The sequence below is a fragment of the Litoreibacter ponti genome (assembly GCF_003054285.1).
GTDB classification, from domain to species: Bacteria; Pseudomonadota; Alphaproteobacteria; order Rhodobacterales; family Rhodobacteraceae; genus Litoreibacter; species Litoreibacter ponti.
Genome location: NZ_QBKS01000001.1, coordinates 2,445,569 through 2,465,169, shown reverse-complemented (window position 1 = coordinate 2,465,169; position 19,601 = coordinate 2,445,569). Strand labels below are relative to the sequence as shown.

The window sequence follows — 19,601 nt, the reverse complement described above, 5'->3', positions numbered from 1 at the left end:
CCAGTCCGTCGCTAAACCGCTGATACTGAATTGGAGCCTGCACACCCATGTCGATGAACAGCTTTGGACATCTCTTCCGCGTCACCACCTGGGGTGAAAGTCACGGTCCGGCTTTGGGCGCTACCGTGGACGGTTGCCCACCCGGCGTGCCGCTGACGCCGGAGATGATCCAAGTCTGGCTCGACAAGCGTAAACCCGGCCAAAACAAGTACACGACGCAGCGCCGTGAGGCCGACGAGGTCCGCATCCTGTCGGGCGTGTTTGAAGGCAAGACCACTGGCACGCCGATCCAGCTGATGATCGAGAACACCGATCAGCGTTCCAAGGATTATGGCGACATTGCCGAGAAGTTCCGCCCCGGCCACGCCGACATCACCTATTGGCAGAAATACGGCATCCGTGACTATCGCGGCGGCGGGCGCTCTTCCGCCCGCGAAACCGCGGCCCGTGTCGCAGCTGGCGGCGTTGCGCGCGAGGCGATTAAGATGCTGGCCCCTGATCTGAAGATCATCGGCTACATGGTTCAGATGGGCGAACATAAGACCGCCAAGCGCGATCTCGACCAGATTGGTCAGAACCCGTTTTGGGTGCCTGACGCTGACGCGGCAGAGCTTTGGGCAACCTATCTCGACGGCCTGCGCAAATCCGGCAGCTCCGTCGGTGCGATGATCGAGATAGTCGCCAAAGGCGCACCGGCGGGCCTTGGTGCGCCGATCTATGCCAAGCTCGATACGGACCTTGCCGCAGCTATGATGTCGATCAACGCCGTCAAAGGTGTCGAGATCGGCGCAGGCATGGACGCGGCGATGCTGACGGGCGAGGCGAATGCCGACGAGATTTCAATGGAACCTGACGGCCCGGTCTACAGCTCCAACCATGCGGGCGGCATTTTGGGCGGCATCTCGACAGGTCAGGATGTCGTGGTGCGCTTCGCGGTGAAGCCGACCAGCTCGATCCTGACGACCCGCAAGACGATTACCAAGTCCGGCGAAGACACCGAGATCATCACCAAGGGACGCCATGACCCTTGCGTCGGTATCCGCGCGGTGCCGGTGGGAGAGGCGATGATGGCTTGTGTGATCCTCGATCATTTGCTTCTGCACCGCGGCCAGATTGGCGCGAACCGGGGACAGATCGGCTAGGTTTTCTGCTTGGACAGCTGAACCGCGAGAATGCCGATTGTGATCACCACGACACCGACCGCGTCGGTCATACTCAGGTCCTCGCCCAAAAGCACGTAGGCAATCACGACCCCGAAAAACGGGTTCAGGAAGTGAAAGGTTGCGGCTTTCACAGCGCCGATGCGCGCCACGAGCACGAACCAGATAAAGGTCGCGATCACGCCGGGGACAAGGGTGGTATAGGCAAAGGCCAGTCCGATCTCGAGTGTCCAGTTGATTACCATCTCCTCGAAGATCAGCGCGGCGACCAGCAGCACGGCACCTCCGACCCACATCTGTAGGCCCACAACAGTCATGAGGTTTCCGCCGCTTGATGCGCCTTTCACCGTAAGGGTTGCGACCGCCAAGGCGAGCGCGGCAATGACACACATGGCGATACCTGTCGGATCAACGTCGCCCGCAATCCGCGCGCCCATGATCAGGCCAACTCCGGCCAAGCCCAAGATCAGGCCGATGATGCCTATGGCGGGCACCCGTTCTTTTAAGACGAGCCATCCGATCAGCGCGACAAGCAGTGGCATCGAGGACGCGATAATCGCGGCGAGTGAGGCCTGCACCGTCTGCATAGCAACGAAGTTCAGCCCCAGGTAGATCGCGTTCTGGCAGATACCGAACATAATCACCGCGCGCCATTGTCCGGGGGTCAGCCTGAATCCCTGCCCCATCATCCGCGCGATTGCCACTGCGATGCAGCCCGCAATGAAGAACCGCAGCGCCGAGATTGTCAGCGGCGGGGCCTGCGTGACAATGATGCGGGCCGAGGTGAAGGCGCTCGACCAGATCAGCGCGAAGCTGAGACCGAGGATGATGGCTTTGATATCCATGGCCGCACCCTTTCGCGAAGACGCGCAAAAGAAAAGGGCCGCCCGCAGGCGACCCTCAAATTCTCTGGAACGCGGTCGGCGCTTAGCCGTTCACGCTGTCCTTCAGTGCCTTTGCGATCGTCATCTTCACGACCTTGTCGGCATCCTTGTGGATTTGCTCGCCGGTGGCGGGGTTGCGCACCATGCGGGCCGGACGCTCGCGGCAGTAGATCTTGCCGACGCCGGGAAGGGTCACGGCACCGCCGCCGGACACTTCGCGGGTGATGATTGCGATCAGGCCGTCAAGAGCGGCAGCGGCGCCCTTCTTGTCGGTGCCTGCTTCCTCAGCCAGTGCTGCGACCAGCTGGGTTTTGGTCATTGGTTTCGTTGCCATGAGCTCTGCTCCCTCTCTTATATTCCCCATCCATTGGGGTGTTACCGCCGGAAGGTAACTGAATATAGGCGTGTCGCACAACAATTAGTGTGCCAAAACCCCTTCTTTTTCTCACTTTTTGGCCGTTTCCGTAGGGTTAGAGGAACGCAGTCTCTGCAAAACTGCGCAATTTCCGTGAATGGAGACGCTCCAGAGGCATTTCCTGCAGCCGCTCCATGGCCCGGATTCCAATGAGCAAATGCCGCGAAACTTGCGTTTTGTAGAAGTCAGACGCCATCCCGGGCAGCTTTAATTCACCGTGCAAGGGCTTGTCAGAGACGCACAGGAGCGTCCCGTACGGCACCCGAAAGCGGAACCCATTGGCCGCAATCGTGGCACTTTCCATGTCGAGCGCGATCGCGCGCGACTGGCTGAGCCGTTGGACGGGGCCGGATTGATCGCGCAGTTCCCAGTTGCGGTTGTCGATCGTCGCCACGGTCCCGGTCCGCATGATGCGCTTGAGCTCGAACCCTTCCAGTTGGGTAACCTCTGCCACGCCCTGCTCCAGCGCGATCTGGATTTCCGCCAAAGCCGGGATTGGGACCCAGACGGGCAGATCATCATCAAGCACGTGGTCTTCTCGCAGATAGGCATGCGCCAGCACGAAGTCGCCAAGGCTTTGCGAATTCCGAAGTCCCGCGCAATGGCCGACCATTAACCAGGCGTGCGGCCGGAGTACGGCAATGTGGTCTGTCGCGGTCTTCGCATTCGAAGGGCCGACACCGATGTTCACCAATGTGATCCCCGAGCCGTTCTTGCGCTTCAGGTGATATGTCGGCATCTGGGGCATCTTTTCGATGGGTGGGATATCGTCCTCCGGATCGGTCAGCACGTGGTTGCCGGTGCTGACAAACTCGGTGTAGCCGGAATTCGGATCGGCAAGCACCTTACGCGCATAGCTTTCGAATTCTTCGACATAGAACTGGTAGTTCGTGAACAGAACATGGTTCTGGAAGTGATCCGCCGACGTGGCGGTATAATGCGCCAAACGCGCCAAAGAGTAGTCGATCCGTTGCGCGGTGAAAGGCGCCAGCGGGCTGGTGCCGTCAGGGCTTTCGGGCAGTGTGCCGTTAACGATGTCGTCATTTGTCGTGGCAAGGTCCGGGACGTCAAAGACATCGCGCAAGGTGAAATCCATCGCCCCGTCTTGGGGCACCGTAAGGCCAAGGGCGTTGGAGACCGCGAAATGCACAGGCATCGGCGTTTCCGACGCCCCGATCTGTACTGAAACACCGTGATTGTCGATCAGCAGCCCGATTTGCTGCTCCAGATAATGCGCAAACAGATCCGGGCGGGTAACGGTCGTTGCGTAGGTGCCGGGGCCGGCGACGTGTCCAAAGCTCAGGCGGCTGTCGATCTTCGCAAAACTCTGCGTGGAGATGCGGATCTCAGGATAAAAGGCGCGGTATCGTTCGCTTGGCGGATTGCCTTCCAGACTGTCGCGGAACCGGTTGGTCAGATAATCGGATGAAATCTCATAGAGAGCTTGAAGCCTTTCGACGGCGGGCTTCGGGTTGGTAAAAAGTTCGGGTTCCGGCACATCAGGTGTCCGAACGGGAAGATTTGCGGCATAGCCGATCATAGTGTGTCCTCGATTAAATCTGTCAGCTCAAAGCGTGTGACATCGACCAGTCCCAGATCGGAGATCCGAAGCGACGGGATGACCACGAGTGCCAAGAGCGAGTGTTGCATATACGCGTTATTCAGGGTGCAGCCGCAGTCGCGCATCGCGGCGACCATCCGGTCGGCCTTGGCGGCGACCTCTGCGGCGGGGCGGTCCGACATCAAGCCCGCTATGGGCAGCTCAATCAGCGCCAGCTCTTCGCCATTTTTGAAGACTGTTACGCCACCGCCGACCTCTGCCAGCCGGTTGGCTGCAAAGGCCATGTTCTCGCGGTCGGTGCCGACAACAATCATGTGATGACTGTCATGTGCCACGGTCGAGGCCATCGCCATTTTTCCGGTGTACCCGAAGCCTTCGACGAGCGCGTTAACCACAGTCCCGGTGCCGCGATGACGCTCGACCAGTGCGATCTGGCAAACATCGCCGGAAGGCGCCAACAGACCCTGTTTCACCGCAATATCTCGCGAAAGATTTTCCGTAGGCGCTTGGTTTTCTACCACGCCGATCACGCGGGCGCGTACCTTTGTGGCCCCTTCAGGAGCTTTGATCTCGAAGTCTGGTGCGGCCAATTCCCGACCCATACGAACAGTTTTGCGCACGTCTTGCGGCCAGTCGAGATGCGGACAGCACACTTTGATCTTACCGCCCTCAGCTACGATGCGCCCCTGCGCGATCACGGTCTCGATCGGCAGCTCACGCAGGTCGGAGGTCACGATCAGGTCGGCACGGCGACCGGGCGCAATCGATCCAAGCTCTCGCTCCAGCCCGAAATGGGTCGCCGTGTTGATCGTCGCCATCTGCAGCGCGATGAGCGGATCGCAGCCGCAGGCAATCGCGTGGCGCACCACCCGGTTCATATGGCCGTCATTCACCAAAGTGCCGGAGTGGCAATCGTCGGTGCACAGGATAAATCCGCGTGGGTCGAGCCCCTTCTCGGTCACCGCCGTGATCTGACTTTCTACATCATACCAGGCGGATCCCAGCCGCATCATCGACCGCATCCCCTGACGGACCCGGGCAATCGCATCGGCCTCGCATGTGCCTTCGTGATCATCCGCCGGCCCGCCCGCGGCGTAGGCGTGGAAGTCCGGACCCAGATCAGGCGAGGCATAATGCCCGCCAACCGTCTTGCCCGCATTTTGCGTCGCCGCAATCTCGGCCAGCATCTGCTGGCTGCCATTCACGACACCGGGAAAATTCATCATCTCGCCAAGGCCGATAATACCCGGCCACGACATCGCTTCTGTGACATCGTCGGGACCGATCTCGTAGCCCGTTGTCTCCAGCCCCGGCGCGCTGGGCGCACAGCTTGGCATCTGCGTAAAGATCGAAATGGGCTGGATTAGAGCCTCATCATGCATCAAACGAACACCGCGTAACCCAAGAACATTCGCGATTTCATGCGGATCGGTAAACATCGTCGTCGTCCCATGCGGGATGACGGCAGAGGCAAATTCCGCGGGCGTCAGCATGCCGCTTTCGATATGCATGTGCCCGTCGCACAGCCCGGGGATCAGATATCGCCCGTCCAGCTCAATGACGTTCGTCTCAGGTCCAATGCAATGGCTCGCGTCTGGCCCAACGTAGGCAAATCGGCCAGAGCTGATCGCGACCTGCCAGCCTTCAAGCACTTCCCGTGTGTGGACATTCACAACGCTTCCACCCCGCAAGACAGTGTCCGCAGGAGCGCGGCCCGCCGCAACCGCGACCAAGGTCGCGGCACTGTCGGCCCAAGATTTCAGGGGTGTGTGTTCCATGTCCCAAAATTCCAGACCTGCAACGGGAGCGCAAGTCGCAAAATCACTAGCGTTACCGCCTCTGCCATGCCTAACTTGCCCGGCACAGGAGGGCACGACATGGACGGAACCCACGCCAACATCAAACACTGGGAAGAACGCGTCGATCTCGCCGCCGCCTTCAGGTGGACCGCGCGATTGAACATGCATGAAGGCGTGTCGAACCACTTCTCTTTCGCAACCAGCGACGATGGCACCCGGTTTCTGATCAATCCAAACCAGGTCCATTTCTCGCGCATCAGCGCGTCGGATATGTTGGAACTGGACGCAAACGATCCCGATGTCTTGAAAGGCCCAAACGCGCCGGATCCGACCGCCTGGGGTCTGCACGGGGGCCTGCATCGGCACTGCCCGCACGCCCGCTGCGCGATGCATGTACATTCGGTCCATGCGACGGTGCTGGCATGCTTGCAGAACTCTATCCTGCCACCATTGGACCAAAACGCGGCGATGTTCTTTGATCGCCAGGTTGTCGACGACAACTATGGCGGCCTCGCGTTCGAGGAAGAGGGCGAGCGCTGCGCGCAACTCTTCGCTGACCCGAAGAAAAAGGTCATGATCATGGGCAATCATGGCATCATGGTCATTGGCGACACGATCGCGGAAACCTTCAATCGCATGTATTTCTTCGAGCGCGCCTGCGAGGTCTACATCCGCGCACTTCAGACCGGCCAGCCTCTGCGCATTCTTCCCGACGAGATCGCTGCAAAGACCGCGGACGAGATTGAAAACTACCCCGAACAGGACGTGCGCCACTTGGCCGAACTGAAGGCTATTCTCGATAAAGAAGGCTCTGATTACGCCCAATGACCGCCTACGGACTAACCGAAGAACAGGAAATGATCGCGTCGACTGTTCGCAGTTTCGTCGAGAACGAGATCTACCCGCACGAAGATCAGGTCGAACGCACCGGCGAAGTCCCGGCGGAGATCGCGGACGAGATTAAGCGCAAGACGATCGAGCTTGGGTTCTATGCCTGCAACTTCCCGGAAAGCGTGGGTGGTGCCGGACTTGGGCATTTGGACTTCGCTTTAGTGGAACGCGAGCTGGGCCGCGGCTCCATGGCGTTGACCCACTTTTTCGGGCGTCCACAGAACATCCTGATGGCCTGCGAGGGCGACCAGATCGAGCGCTACCTGACACCCGCTGTTCGGGGCGAGCGGATGGATGCCTTGGCGATGACCGAACCCGGTGCGGGATCCGACATACGCTCGATGGCGTGTACCGCTGTGCGAAAAGATGGCGACTGGGTCGTCAACGGCACCAAGCATTTCATTTCCGGGGCAGAACACGCCGACTTCATCATCGTGTTCATCGCGACCGGCGAAGATGCGACGCCCAAGGGTCCCAAGAAAAGGATCACCGCCTTTCTGGTGGATCGGGGCACACCCGGATTGACCATTCGGGATGGCTACAAGTCGGTCTCGCATCGCGGATACAAGAACATGATCCTTGAATTCGACGACTGTCGATTGCCCGATGCGCAGGTTCTTGGTGACGTCGATGGCGGGTTCGAGGTGATGAATACCTGGCTCTATGCCACCCGGATCACGGTTGCCGCGATGTCGGTCGGGCGAGCGCGCCGGGTTTTTGACTATGGTTTGACCTATGCCGCCGAACGCGAACAATTCGGACAGCCGATCGGCAAGTTTCAGGGCGTCAGCTTCCAGCTCGCCGATATGATTACTGAAATCGACGCAGCTGACCTTTTGACGCTTGCGGCGGCGGATCGGCTGGACCGCAATTTGCCCGCAAACCGGGAAATCGCATCTGCGAAGCTCTATGCCTCCGAGATGCTTGCGCGGGTGACGGATGCGACGCTTCAGATCCACGGGGGCATGGGCCTCATGGACGATTACCCGATCGAGCGGTTCTGGCGCGACGCGCGGGTGGAGCGTATCTGGGACGGCACCTCCGAGATCCAACGCCACATCATCAGCCGCGATTTGTTAAGAGCGCTCGGTGCCTGACCTGTCGCGTCTCTTCAGGCCACGCTCGCTTGCTGTGGTCGGCGGTGGCGCCTGGGGCGAAGCGGTGCTGCGTCAAGCACAGCTCTTCAACTTCGAGGGATCGCTTTATGCAGTTCATCCCAGCAAGCCGGAAATTTCAGGAATTAGAGCCTATCCCAGCGTAAATCAACTGCCAGAGGTGCCCGATGCGACCTTCGTTGGCATCAATCGCGAGGCCAGTATCGGCGCGATTGAGCGTTTGAGGAAGCTGGATGCCGGGGGCGCGGTTTGTTTCGCTTCGGGCTATGCCGAAACCACACTGATCGATCACACGGGTGCCGATGCCCAAGCAAGATTGCTGCGCGCCGCGGGCGACATGCCGATCCTTGGGCCAAATTGCTACGGCTTCATCAACGCGCTCGACGGCGTCTGTGTTTGGCCCGATCAGCATGGCTGCGTGAAGGTCGAGCGGGGCGTCGCGATCCTGACGCAGTCCTCAAACATCTCGATCAATATGACGATGCAGGGCCGCGGTCTGCCCATCGCGTATATGATTGCGGCGGGCAATCAGGCGCAGACAACTCAGGCCCAGATCGCTGAAACGCTGCTGGACGATGACCGGGTTACGGCGATCGGGCTTCACATCGAAGGCTTTGGCGATTTGCGACAGTGGGAATCGCTGGCGGCGAAAGCGCGAGCGAAGAACGTCGCTCTGGTCGCGCTGAAGGTCGGCAAGTCCACGCAGGCGCGCTCGGCCACGATCTCCCATACCGGATCTCTTGCAGGCGCGGATGCCGGGGCTCAGGCGATCCTAGACCGGCTTGGAATTTTGCGCGCGAGCGACCTTCCAAGCTTCCTCGAAACGCTAAAGCTGCTTCATCTGTATGGCCGTCTGGAAAGCAACGGCCTAGGCTCTATCAGCTGTTCTGGCGGCGAGGCGTCCATGGTTGCCGACATGGCCGTGGATTACGATCTCACCTTTCCGAAACTGTCCTCCACGCAGGAACAGGCTCTAAAACGTGCTCTTGGACCTAAAGTGGCCTTGGCCAATCCTCTCGACTACCACACCTACATCTGGCGCGACGAAGACGCGATGACCGCGGCCTGGTCAGCCATGGCATCGCCTGACATCGCGATCACGCTGATTGTTCTCGACTATCCTCGGTCGGATCGCTGTGATCCCGTGGATTGGCAATTCGCGACGAACGCAGCGCTGCGCGTCCGTAAGGGCACAAAGCGCCCAGTCGCGGTTGTTGCGACCCTGCCCGAGTTGATGCCGGAAAGTGTGGCGCAGACTCTGATCGAAGGTGGCGTGGTCCCATTCGCCGGCCTGTCCGAGGCATTGGAAGCTATCGCTTTGGCTGCAAAACCTCTGGCTCCCGCCGATCCCCTTCCGATCTTCGACAAAACGCAATCTGGAAGCGGCGAGACCTCGCCGGAGTTCGAGTCAAAGCAACGCTTGGCATCACTCGGTCTGAAGGTACCCGCATCCGTCCGCACCAATCATGGCGCGGCCGGTGTCGAAGATTTGCAATTCCCAGTTGTCGTGAAGGCGGATGGCCTTGTCCACAAGACCGAGACGGGCGGCGTGATCCTGGACTGTAAATCGATCTCTGAAGTGCAGGAAGCCATGGACGGCATGCAGGACGCGACATCGTTCCTTGTCGAGGAAATGTGCGACGGAAGCGCGGAGCTTTTGATCGGCGTAACCTATGACGAGGCGCATGGATACCTGCTGACCCTGGCCGCTGGCGGCACGTTAACCGAGCTTCTGAAGGACAGTCAGACCTTATTGCTTCCAAGTCGTCCAGAGGCCATTGAGCAGGCTCTAAGCAAGCTTGAAATCGCCCCACTCCTGCACGGATACCGCGGCGCGGCCGTCTGTGATATCGATGCGATTGTCGCCGCAGTCGAAGCGGTGCAAAGTTTCGTCATCGCCGAAGACGGCCGTATTGCCGAGGTCGAAGTGAACCCGTTGCTGTGCAGCGATACTGGTGCGGTAGCTGTGGATGCCCTGATCAGAGAGAACCCATGAATACGCCAATTCAGACTCGCCGCGATGGCGCGATCCTCGAGGTCACGCTGAACCGTCCCAAGGCCAACGCAATCGATTTGCAGACGTCGCGGATTATGGGCGAGACCTTTGCGGCGTTCCGCGATGATCCGGAGCTTCGGGTTGCGATCATCACCGGGGCCGGGGACAAATTCTTTTGCCCGGGTTGGGATCTCAAGGCCGCAGCTGACGGTGATGCGGTGGACGGCGACTACGGTGTGGGTGGGTTTGGTGGGCTGCAGGAGCTGCCCGATTTGAACAAGCCGGTCATTGCTGCGGTGAATGGCATAGCTTGCGGCGGTGGCCTGGAACTGGCCTTGTCCGCAGACATAATCCTCGCGGCAGATCACGCCACCTTTGCGCTGCCAGAGATACGATCCGGCACGGTTGCCGACGCGGCGTCCGTCAAACTGCCGAAGCGCATTCCCTATCACATCGCGATGGAGCTTTTGTTCACTGGCCGCTGGTTCGACGCAACCGAGGCAAAGGGGTGGGGCATCGTCAACCACATCTATCCGGCCGACAATTTGATGAGCGAGGCCTGGACGTTGGCCGAACTTCTGGCCTCCGGTCCGCCCCTGGTTTACGCGGCGATCAAGGAAATCGTGCGCGAGGCGGAGGACGAGAAGTTTCAGGACACGATGAACCAGATCACAAGCAGCAGCTTTGATACCGTCAAAAGGCTCTATTCTAGCGAAGATCAGCTTGAAGGCGCACGTGCCTTCGCCGAAAAGCGCGACCCGGTCTGGAAAGGCCGCTAGCCGCGGCCCTTGTTGCGCCCCTTCAGATTGCTCAGCTTGGACGTCATGCCCGTGTTGATGGGCGGCTTCGGATCAAGGCTTGGCTCCTCGCTGCCCTTCCCGGCATTCATCAGCCCGCCCAGGACTGTCGCAGCCTTACCCTGAGGCGTAGCGGTCATTGCAAGCTGGACCGCGGCCTTCCCAGCTTCGCTGTTGGCGAGTTTGACCATGGTGTCAGCATAGGCTTTCTGAGCTTCAAGCGCGGTTTTGGCAGCCTCCGATGCGCCCTTACTCGCGGCGCCGCTAGTCTGTTTAGCGAGCTCTGCGGTCTGCTCGATCCCGCTCATATTGCGGAAGATCGACCCTTGCTGCAGGGCACTCAGAATCGCGGCCAAATCAGATCCGGGCAGCGATTGGAGCTGACCCAATGCCGCCAAAGAAGGCTCTAACCCACCGTCTTTCGTTGCGACTTCGGTTGCACGGCTGCCGGTCTCGATTGCAGCAATGTCGGGTGGCAGGATCGGGATCGGATTTTCGCCCCAATCCCAGAACCGCGTCAGATCGATCTTCTCGGCGGCATTCGATTGCCCCAGAACAGCCTCGGCGAAGACCCCGTCCGATGGGAGCACAACCGTCGTGTCAACAGTGCCCTCGTCCATCACGTATTTACTTGAAAAGCTGTCGCGCTGCTCCTTGTCATCAAAATGCCACCGGAAGGCGACGTAGTTGCCGAAGACCCCCACCGGCTTCGGGTCGATGAGCCCCGCAAGAGGATTATCGCGGAACGTGTGCTTGGCGAGCAAGGCATGCACCCGATGCGCATCAAGCCGCATCCACATCATCTGGTTCAGGATCAGCTTATCGCGGTTCAGGAATTCGATGAGCCTTTCGCCTGACACCCGGTGCCGCTCCTTCAGGGCAGCAAGCTTTGAAAGAGTCTTCGCATGCGCCGCAATCGCGCGCGGGATCTGGGCTTGAAGCTGCTTTGCGCGCGCGGCCCATTTCGGCATCGCATTAGCATAGCTCGCCATCGCCTGCGAGAACTTCACGATATTTCCGGAAAATACCGGTGGTTGCGGCTGGTGGGCCATATGCGCATCAAGCGCCTTCCGGGCCGTCTCGATATTCTTCAGCGCCTCTTCCACCGCGCTTTGGGCGGCCACCAGTTCGGCCTCGCGGGCCTCCGCGTTATTGCTACCTTCCATCAACAAGGCGCGCAGGTCTTCAAATCCAAGGTCCGTGGCGATCGCAACCAGAACTTCCCGGAATTGTGGCAGGTTATCCGAAGAGAACTCTGTAACCTTCAGCGGCACAAATAGACACCGTTCGGCCTTTGAGACGCGGGTTCGCAAAGCATAGACTTGCAGGACCTCGTAGTATTGAACGGTGAGCGCGTGCATCCGGTTGTAGTTCGCGACGACGCGGGTCGTGACGTTCTCGGTCTCTCCTTCCTGCACTTCGCGCACTTGGGTCGAGCGGCGAGAGCGCGTCGCCTGGCTGAGCTGCTCGGTCCGCTGGCTGACGTCACGGCTCGACTCAGCCGAAAGGTTTCTGACCCCCGTGCTCATGGACGCGGAATGGGCATGGCTCGCGGCCAATGAGGTGGAGCCCGACACGCCCATCCCCAGAAAGCCAACGCTGCCACCGACATTTGACTGGCTCGACACAGAACTTCCGGACGAGCGGCCATATTGCAACTCTTTCGCCTGCGCGCGCTGCACCTCGGTCGTGGACAGCGCCTGGTCAGACGCGCTTGCAACCTCTTCGCTTTGATCTGTGGCTTGGGCGTCGACAGCCGCAGCGCGGCGCTGCCAGTCGACGATTGCAACCTTGGTCACCTCGCCGGGCGCGAGGCACAACGAGTGCAGCAGAGTGCCGAGCGCCAGACCTTCCTGAAACCATCCCTGCTCATGGGTCAGAAGGACACCAACTGCCGGCGTATTGGCGTTCTCGCCGTCCTCGCTAATCGTGGCAAACGGGTCAATCTGCGCCTCGATCGGGGTCAGCTCGGACGGCGGCTCATTGATGTCGGTGATATAAAGAGAGGTATAAAACGCAGTGTTAGAGACTGCGAACTCCCCCATTTTGGGAACAAGGTAAGTGGGCGCATCATCATCGGCGCCAAGGAGCTCGGGCATAGCTCTCTCCAATAAAAGGGCGCAAAAATATGACGCGCATGCTTTAAGTTAACCTAAGGTCAACTTGAGCCGGTCGCGGGAGGCGTGTCAAACAAATTCGGATGACGCGTATCCCTGTAGAAAGAGCAGGGCCGTCAGATCGCCGTGGTTAACCCGGATTTGGGCCTGCTCTTGCACCGATGGCTTCGCATGAAGCGCAACGCCCGCGCCGGCACGCTGCAGCATGCCCAGATCATTCGCCCCGTCGCCCACTGCAATGACATCCGCCTCCGAGATGCCTAGCCGAGCGCTGATTTGTTCGAGCGCCGCGACCTTGGCGTCGCGCCCGAGGATCGGCAAGCCGACCTCTCCGGTCAATTTCCCGTCCGCGACAATCAACGTGTTCGCCCGGTTCTCGTCGAAGCCCAATTCGGCGGAGACAGCGGCCGTGAACGCCGTGAACCCGCCAGAGACCAACGCGGCGTGAGCGCCGTTCGCCTTCATCGTCGCTAGAAGCGTCTTTCCGCCGGGCATGTAGGTGATCCGAGAGTTCAAAACAGTATCTATCACACCGCAATCGAGCCCTTTCAGCAGCCCGACACGTTCCATCAGGGCAGCTTCAAAATTCAGCTCTCCATTCATTGCGCGGGCGGTTATATCGGCTACGCGCTCACCCACACCTGCCTCAGCGGCAAGCTCGTCGATACACTCCTGCTGGATCATTGTGCTGTCCATATCGGCCAGCAGCATCTTCTTGCGGCGACCTTCGAACGGTTGCACGACAAGATCGATCTGCATGTTTTGCAGGTCTGCCCAGACCGTCTCAAAATTGTCGGGACGCCGCTCTATCGCGAACTCGGCCGCCACATCTGGCATCAGCCAGTTGCCTTCGCCGCCACCCCAGGCGTTGCGCAGGGACTCGATCAGCGCGCCCTCCAAGACCGGAGTGGACGGGGCGGTCAGCAGCGTGGCGACGAACATGGGGCAGGTTTCCTATCGTGTCAGGCATGTCGGAAAAAACCGATCAAGCGGCGCTATAGACGCGTTTTCGCTGTTGTGGAAGCGCTGAGCCCCCGTTATTCCCGCAGGTGGGACACCCTTCCCCAACGAAGGGCATATATCTGTGAGGATACACACTATGAGCACCACTGCTCCGGCCACGCGGCCGGTTAATCCGCGTTTTTCCAGTGGCCCCTGTGCCAAACCCCCGACATTCACTCTCGAAAAGCTGGCTGACGCGCCTTTGGGTCGCTCGCACCGTGCCGCCATCGGTAAGGAAAAGCTAAAGGCCGCGATCGAGACGACCCGCGAGATCCTTGGTATTCCCGCCGACTACAAGATCGGCATCGTGCCGGCGTCCGACACTGGTGCCTATGAGATGGCCATGTGGAACCTGCTGGGAGAGCGCCCAGTGGAGATGCTCGCATGGGAAAGCTTCGGCTCCGGCTGGGTGACCGACGCGGTCAAGCAGCTGAAGATCGACGCCAAGGTCACGACCGCTGATTACGGCGAGATCGTCGACTTCGCCCAAGTCAATTTCGACCACGATGTGTGCTTCACATGGAACGGCACGACTTCGGGTGTTCGGGTGCCGTCAAAAGACTCTATTCCTGCCGAACGGGCCGGTTTGACGCTCTGCGATGCAACATCGGCCGCATTCGCGATGGACCTGCCTTGGGACCGTTTGGATGCCACTACGTTCAGCTGGCAAAAGGTGCTGGGCGGCGAAGGTGCGCATGGTATCCTGATCCTGTCACCCCGAGCGGTGGAGCGTCTGGAAAGCTACGCGCCATCATGGCCGTTGCCGAAGATCTTCCGCCTGACAAAGGGCGGCGAGCTGATCGACGGCATCTTCTCCGGCGCGACGATCAACACGCCCTCCATGCTGTGTGTCGAGGATTACCTGTTCGCGCTCGATTGGGCGAAGTCCGTGGGTGGCCTGCAAGGCATGATCGCCCGGGCCGACGCCAACACGGCGGCGATCACCGCCTTCGTCGAAGCGCATGATTGGATCGATTTTCTGGCAACGGACCCGGCGACCCGCTCGAACACCTCTGTCTGTCTGAAGTTCAGCGACGACCGCATCACCGACGGCGCGGCTTTCGCCAAAGCCATCGCCAAGCGGCTCGAGGCAGAGAATGTCGCGCTCGATATCGGTGCCTACCGCGATGCCCCTCCGGGCCTTCGGATCTGGTGCGGCGCCACGGTCGAGACCTCCGACATCGAGGCGATGCTGCCTTGGCTCGCCTACGCGTTCGAGACCGAAATCAACGCCTGACTTCTTTCACATGTTGGGTTTTGGCCCGGCATGTCTGATCCCAACCTGTAGAAAACTCATCGAGGAGCGCCCAAAATGGCCCCCAAAGTACTCGTCTCCGACAAGCTGTCTGAAACCGCCGTCCAGATCTTCCGTGACCGCGGCATCGACGTCGACTTCATGCCCGAGCTGGGCAAAGACAAAGAGAAACTGCTGTCGATCATTGGCCAATATGACGGCCTTGCCATCCGCTCGGCCACCAAAGCGACCGAGAAACTGATCGCCGCCGCCGACAACCTGAAAGTCATCGGCCGCGCCGGCATCGGTGTCGACAACGTCGACATTCCCGCCGCATCGAAGAAGGGCATCATCGTGATGAACACCCCCTTCGGTAATATGATCACCACCGCCGAGCATGCCATCGCGATGATGTTCGCCGTGGCCCGGCAGATCCCCGAGGCGTCCGCCTCGACCCATGCGGGCAAGTGGGAGAAGTCGAAATTCATGGGGGTCGAGTTGACCGGCAAGACCCTTGGTGTGATCGGTGCGGGCAACATTGGCGGCATCGTCTGCGAGCGCGGTGTGGGTCTGAAGATGAAGGTCATCGCCTATGATCCCTTCCTCTCTGAGGAGCGTGCCGAGAAGCTGAACGTCACCAAGGTGGAGCTGGACGAGCTGTTCCAACGCTCTGATTTCATTACGCTTCATGTGCCTGCTACGGACAAGACCCGCGGCATGATCTCTGCCGAGAACATCGCGAAGATGAAAAAGGGCGTGCGTATCGTGAACTGCGCCCGTGGTGGGCTGGTTGACGAAACCGCGCTGGCAGAGGCGCTGAAATCCGGCCATGTCGCAGGCGCAGCCTTTGACGTGTTCGCGGTAGAGCCCGCAACCGAGTCGCCGCTGTTCAACTTGCCCAATGTCGTCGTGACCCCGCATCTCGGCGCTGCCACGACCGAGGCTCAGGAAAACGTTGCCCTGCAAGTGGCGGAGCAGATGTCGGACTACCTTCTGACCGGGGCAGTTTCAAACGCGCTAAACATGCCTTCCGTGACCGCCGAAGAGGCGAAGGTCATGGGCCCGTGGGTGAAGCTGGCAGAACACCTTGGCGCCTTCATTGGTCAGATGACCAACGAGGTGATGAAGGAAATCCAGATCACGTATAACGGCACGGTCTCTTCCATGAACCTGGAGGCGCTCAACTGTGCGGGCATCGCCGGGATCATGAAAGCCACGAACCCAGACGTGAATATGGTCTCCGCCCCCGTGATTGCGAAAGAGCGCGGCGTGAAGATCTCGACCACGACCCAGGACAAATCGGGCGTGTTCGACGGCTACATCAAGATGAATGTGGTGACCGACCAGCGCGAGCGCTCGATTGCGGGCACGGTCTTCTCTGACGGCAAGCCGCGCTTCATCCAGATCAAGGGTATCAATATCGACGCCGAGATCGGGCGTTACATGGTCTACACAACCAACAACGATATGCCGGGCATCATTGGTACGCTTGGCCAGGCCATGGGCAAGCACAATGTCAACATCGCGAACTTCACCCTCGGCCGCGAAGGCGCGGGCAAAGAGGCAATCGCGCTGCTCTATGTCGACGATCCGGTGCCAGGTCCGATCCTGAAAGAACTGGAGGCCACCGGCATGTTCCAGCAGGTCAAAGCGCTTGAATTTGAAGTAGCCTGAGACAGGCGGGGCTCCTTTGCGCGGAAGGAGCCCCGCTTCTAGTCCTTCCGGATGACCCCGGTGACCGCACCCGCGGCCAAGGCTGTGACGATCCAGCCAATGGCCTTGGCAAACCATCGCACCCACCAGCCGATCTGGCCCAAGGGTGAGCGGGAGGTGGACGGTGCCCATGCGCTTTCCTGCCCCAGCGAGACGATGGGGATCGTCAAATCCGCCGCATAGGCGAACGCGTTGAACGTTTCCCAATCCTGCCCGCCCTGGCCGGGCGACGACCAGAAAGCGGCCGGGTTTTCGGGGTGGGTTTGCGTGGCTGAAATCCAGTCCTGCGAGACAAGGATCGGGGCCGCGTTTGGCGTCATGTCCCCTGCTTTCCACGTCGCTTGGAAGAAGAAGCCCAGAACGAGGATCAGCAGGATCGCGATCGAGATCGCCCGCCCCGGACGGTAACCGTAACCGATGGTCAGCCGGAGGAAGGCGTCTGACGCCCAAGCCAGCCCGCGGCGCATACCGGACCCCATCAATCGCCGGTTCTCTTCACGAAGTAGCCGTTCCTTGCGCATCAGGACCGTACGCGCATCATTGCGGTGGCCCATCATCTGCAGCACGTAGGCCAGCTGCTCGTAAGGTTGCGATGTAAACGGCATCGCCTCTGGCGTGCGGGCCAACCAGTCAAGCCGCGCTTTGATCTTGGTCTCCGCATGGCGTGAGAAGTCGCCGTAGCGAAAGCCGTCCAGGCGGATCGGATAGGATGCACCGGGCCCGGCGGGCTCGTCCTTCAGCCGCGCGACCTGTGCGCCCGCCAGATTCACCAAGCCGCGATTGATCTGATTGTCCTTGAGATACAGGATGCCGCCCACTTTCGCGCGGGCGAGGCTCAGCGCCATATCGCGGCCATGCTCTTCGGTCGGGTCAAAGACCGGCGTGCCCAGCCCGTCCTCGACCAGCGAGATTGAGGTGTTGGTCAGGAAGAAGTCGTGATCGACCCGCGCGGACGAGAAAAACAGCATTCCCGTCGCATGAAGATGTGTCGTTGTGTCGGAGTAAGGATAGTTGCCTAGAAAGACCGACCCCTCGACCCGCAGGGAGGGCGCGAAGATTGCATCATGGTCCGGACTCGACAATGTAGCGTCGCAGATTTGCAGATCGCCCGAGATGCGCGCGCCCGCAAAGGACAGCTCCCCGGTCACTACGGACCCCGCTCTGATATAGACCGAACCCGCGAAGCTTGCGTTGTCGGCACTCAGGTCCTTCATCTGGCAATTCGAGATATGCAGCCCCCGCAGACGGGCGTTCACCAGGTTTACCGCCCCGTCGAGCACGCATTGCGTCAGCGATATGTCCCGCCCGCAATCGCACCCCTGCAGATCAAGCGAGCCGATAATCCGCGCGCCACGCAGCCGGATGCCCTTGTCGTGCAAGGCACCATCGTTAAGCAACAGAAAACGGATCAGATCGGCCCTGATCTCGGCCGCGGTGGCATCGGGCTTGGGCAGCTCGCCGTCCCCGACGGTGGTGCGTTCGGGGCGCGCAGCCTCCTCGATCATCTTTTGCTCTGCAGCGGTCAGTGGCGCAAAGCGGCCTGCGGCCCGTTCCAGATCAGTCATCGCGGTGCTGCATCAGTTTCCAGGCTGACCAGATCGTTGTTCCGCCAAAAAATGCGCCAGCGATGCCGACGACCTCTACTGCCGCGATCCCCGCAACTCCGCGAAACACCAGCGCAAAGATCATCAGGGCGAGCCCTGCGAGGCTGAAGCAAAGCCGAAAGACCAACTCGCCCCGTGTGGGACCAAAATGACTCATGTATCTGCCTCCTGCCGCGGTCCTGATTTACAGGTGGGCGCAGCTTATGGTTCGCTCCGACGCATGACCAGTCGCTACCTTCCTTATTGGGCCACTCTGGCCATCGTTGTGGCAACCGCGCTTATATTGCTCTGGATGGGGCGGGTGCCCTATTGCACCTGTGGCTACGTGAAACTGCTGCATCTCGAGACGATGAGCTCCGAGAATTCCCAGCACATGTTCGACTGGTACACACCCAGCCACGTCCTGCATGGCTTCATCTTCTATTTCCTGTTGTGGCTGGTGGCGCGCAGGATCGACATTGGATGGCGCTTGGCCATCGCAACTCTGATCGAGGCCGCGTGGGAGATCGTCGAGAACACCGACGCCATCATCAACCGCTACCGCGAGGTGACGATCGCGCTCGACTATTATGGCGACAGCGTTCTGAACTCGGTCTTCGATATCCTGGCGATGTTCTTTGGCTTCTGGCTGGCCCGTCGCGTGCCAGTCTGGGTGAGCCTCGCGATTATCGTGATAGCCGAATTCGTGGTGATCGCGTCGATCCGAGACGGTCTGGCCCTGAATATCTTGATGCTGCTCTATCCGCTCGAGTCGGTCAAAGAGTGGCAGAACGCGTTCTAGGGATCGGTATCCTCTGAAATCTCACGAAACGTGAGCCGCATCTCACGCGGGCGCGATGCTGTGGGCCGGCTTGAACTCTTATTGTGCACTGAAGCGCAGAAATGAGCTAATTTTACGATTTCGGCGCATTGAGGCGCAGCATCACAAGGCGCATATTCATCTCATCAAACGGCAACACGCCGCAAACATAAAACGAAATACACTGGAGTACATCGAAATGAAAAACGTCATCGCAACCGCCCTCGTGACCCTGTCCCTCGCCGCACCGGCCAGTGCCCAAGTGCTCGACGCACAATCCTTCTTCGCAAGCTTCAACGATTCTGCAGCAGAGCGCTCGGTCTCCGAAACCTCGACCGGCAATGTCTTTGCAGCTCAGGTCAAAGGCGCATCCGCCAACGCATCGCCCGCTGAAAGCCAGGTTGAAGTCACCGCAGACGTGGCAACGAAAGCGCCCTCCGGCATTCTGGCCTTCTTCGCCAAAGGCAACGATTCCGCCGCAGAGCGTATCGCCAAGTAATCCCCCGAACGGTCC

At 59.9% G+C, this 19,601-nt stretch carries 17 protein-coding genes; 9 read left to right on the top strand and 8 right to left on the bottom strand.

The window, feature by feature from the left end:
- The first annotated feature begins 47 nt into the window (after positions 1-47).
- Complete coding sequence (gene aroC / locus C8N43_RS12485; RefSeq protein ID WP_107845914.1) at positions 48-1,142, top strand: chorismate synthase; 1,095 nt, start codon at positions 48-50, stop codon at positions 1,140-1,142.
- Here the strand turns inward: aroC and C8N43_RS12480 are convergent.
- From C8N43_RS12480 to ade, 4 genes are all read right to left on the bottom strand, one after another.
- Complete coding sequence (locus C8N43_RS12480) at positions 1,139-2,005, bottom strand: DMT family transporter (protein ID WP_107845913.1); 867 nt, start codon at positions 2,003-2,005, stop codon at positions 1,139-1,141. The two genes, aroC and C8N43_RS12480, sit on opposite strands and share 4 nt — an antisense overlap.
- A gap of 82 nt (positions 2,006-2,087) precedes the next feature.
- Complete coding sequence (locus C8N43_RS12475) at positions 2,088-2,378, bottom strand: HU family DNA-binding protein (protein WP_107845912.1); 291 nt, start codon at positions 2,376-2,378, stop codon at positions 2,088-2,090.
- 136 nt (positions 2,379-2,514) lie between these two features.
- Complete coding sequence (locus C8N43_RS12470; RefSeq protein WP_107845911.1) at positions 2,515-3,999, bottom strand: AMP nucleosidase; 1,485 nt, start codon at positions 3,997-3,999, stop codon at positions 2,515-2,517.
- Positions 3,996-5,798, bottom strand: a complete 1,803-nt coding sequence (ade, locus tag C8N43_RS12465) for an adenine deaminase (protein WP_107845910.1) — start codon at positions 5,796-5,798, stop codon at positions 3,996-3,998. The genes C8N43_RS12470 and ade overlap by 4 nt, the downstream gene beginning before the upstream one ends.
- A gap of 99 nt (positions 5,799-5,897) precedes the next feature.
- Here ade and C8N43_RS12460 point away from each other — a divergent pair, with 99 nt between their 5' ends.
- Genes C8N43_RS12460 through C8N43_RS12445 form a run of 4 tightly spaced genes read left to right on the top strand, consistent with a single transcriptional unit; the run spans position 5,898 to position 10,600 of the window.
- Entirely contained in the window at positions 5,898-6,647 is a 750-nt protein-coding gene (locus C8N43_RS12460) for a class II aldolase and adducin N-terminal domain-containing protein (protein WP_107845909.1), read from the top strand.
- Positions 6,644-7,807, top strand: coding sequence for an acyl-CoA dehydrogenase family protein (locus C8N43_RS12455; RefSeq protein WP_107845908.1), 1,164 nt, complete (start codon positions 6,644-6,646; stop codon positions 7,805-7,807). The genes C8N43_RS12460 and C8N43_RS12455 overlap by 4 nt, the downstream gene beginning before the upstream one ends.
- Complete coding sequence (locus tag C8N43_RS12450) at positions 7,800-9,821, top strand: acetate--CoA ligase family protein (RefSeq protein ID WP_107845907.1); 2,022 nt, start codon at positions 7,800-7,802, stop codon at positions 9,819-9,821. The genes C8N43_RS12455 and C8N43_RS12450 overlap by 8 nt, the downstream gene beginning before the upstream one ends.
- Positions 9,818-10,600, top strand: coding sequence for a carnitinyl-CoA dehydratase (locus tag C8N43_RS12445; protein WP_107845906.1), 783 nt, complete (start codon positions 9,818-9,820; stop codon positions 10,598-10,600). The genes C8N43_RS12450 and C8N43_RS12445 overlap by 4 nt, the downstream gene beginning before the upstream one ends.
- Here C8N43_RS12445 and C8N43_RS12440 read toward each other — a convergent pair.
- Together C8N43_RS12440 and serB are read right to left on the bottom strand one after the other, a co-directional pair.
- Complete coding sequence (locus C8N43_RS12440) at positions 10,597-12,717, bottom strand: hypothetical protein (RefSeq protein WP_107845905.1); 2,121 nt, start codon at positions 12,715-12,717, stop codon at positions 10,597-10,599. The two genes, C8N43_RS12445 and C8N43_RS12440, sit on opposite strands and share 4 nt — an antisense overlap.
- Positions 12,718-12,804: 87 nt before the next feature.
- Positions 12,805-13,677 (bottom strand): phosphoserine phosphatase SerB, encoded by an 873-nt coding sequence (serB, locus tag C8N43_RS12435; protein ID WP_107845904.1) that lies wholly within the window; start codon positions 13,675-13,677, stop codon positions 12,805-12,807.
- Between the two features lie 157 nt (positions 13,678-13,834).
- On the opposite strand from serB, the gene C8N43_RS12430 reads away from it, so the two are divergent.
- Together C8N43_RS12430 and serA are read left to right on the top strand one after the other, a co-directional pair.
- On the top strand, positions 13,835-14,974 hold the full coding sequence (locus tag C8N43_RS12430) for a phosphoserine transaminase (protein ID WP_107845903.1): 1,140 nt from the start codon (positions 13,835-13,837) through the stop codon (positions 14,972-14,974).
- Positions 14,975-15,049: 75 nt separating this feature from the next.
- Positions 15,050-16,645, top strand: a complete 1,596-nt coding sequence (gene serA / locus C8N43_RS12425) for a phosphoglycerate dehydrogenase (RefSeq protein WP_107845902.1) — start codon at positions 15,050-15,052, stop codon at positions 16,643-16,645.
- A gap of 38 nt (positions 16,646-16,683) precedes the next feature.
- On the opposite strand, the gene C8N43_RS12420 is transcribed toward serA, so the two are convergent.
- The gene (locus tag C8N43_RS12420; RefSeq protein ID WP_107845901.1) at positions 16,684-18,249 is read right to left on the bottom strand and encodes a hypothetical protein; all 1,566 of its coding nucleotides are present in this window, start codon (positions 18,247-18,249) and stop codon (positions 16,684-16,686) included.
- A complete protein-coding gene (locus tag C8N43_RS12415) occupies positions 18,242-18,445 on the bottom strand; it encodes a hypothetical protein (RefSeq protein ID WP_107845900.1) in 204 nt (67 codons plus the stop codon). The genes C8N43_RS12420 and C8N43_RS12415 overlap by 8 nt, the downstream gene beginning before the upstream one ends.
- 63 nt (positions 18,446-18,508) lie before the next feature.
- On the opposite strand from C8N43_RS12415, the gene C8N43_RS12410 reads away from it, so the two are divergent.
- Both C8N43_RS12410 and C8N43_RS19485 read left to right on the top strand, forming a co-directional pair.
- A complete protein-coding gene (locus C8N43_RS12410; RefSeq protein WP_107845899.1) occupies positions 18,509-19,069 on the top strand; it encodes a DUF2585 domain-containing protein in 561 nt (186 codons plus the stop codon).
- A 55-nt stretch (positions 19,070-19,124) separates the two neighbouring features.
- Entirely contained in the window at positions 19,125-19,586 is a 462-nt protein-coding gene (locus tag C8N43_RS19485; protein WP_146174215.1) for a hypothetical protein, read from the top strand.
- Positions 19,587-19,601 lie beyond the last annotated feature (15 nt).